At 66.7% G+C, this 453-nt stretch carries 1 protein-coding gene; it reads left to right on the plus strand.

Translation table 11 applies throughout. From position 1 onward, the window contains the following. Positions 1 to 453: pyruvate formate lyase family protein (locus CKO27_RS24190; protein WP_276570213.1), on the plus strand; the 453-nt coding region annotated here is incomplete at both ends.

Here is a 453-nt window from a genome sequence, read left to right on the forward strand (position 1 = left end):
TCAAGCTGCGCATCGTGCGTTTCCTGCGCACGCCCGACTACGACCAGCTGTTCTCGGGCGACCCGACCTGGGTGACCGAGGGACTCGGTGGCGTCGGCGAGGATGGCCGGCCGCTGGTGACCAAGAACAGCTTCCGCTTCCTGCAGACGCTGAACAACCTGGGCCCGGCGCCCGAGCCCAACCTGACCGTGCTGTGGTCGGAGAAGCTGCCGCAGGGTTTCAAGGACTTCTGCGCCAAGACCTCGATCGACACCTGCTCGGTGCAGTACGAGAACGACGACCTGATGCGGCCGTACTGGGGCGACGACTACGGCATCGCCTGCTGCGTGTCGGCCATGCGCATCGGCAAGCAGATGCAGTTCTTCGGTGCGCGCGCCAACCTGGCCAAGGCGCTGCTGTACGCGATCAACGGCGGCCGCGACGAAGTGAGCGGCGAGCAGGTCGGCCCGGTCA

This window comes from Thiocystis violacea (genome assembly GCF_016583575.1).
Taxonomy (GTDB): domain Bacteria; phylum Pseudomonadota; class Gammaproteobacteria; order Chromatiales; family Chromatiaceae; genus Thiocystis; species Thiocystis violacea.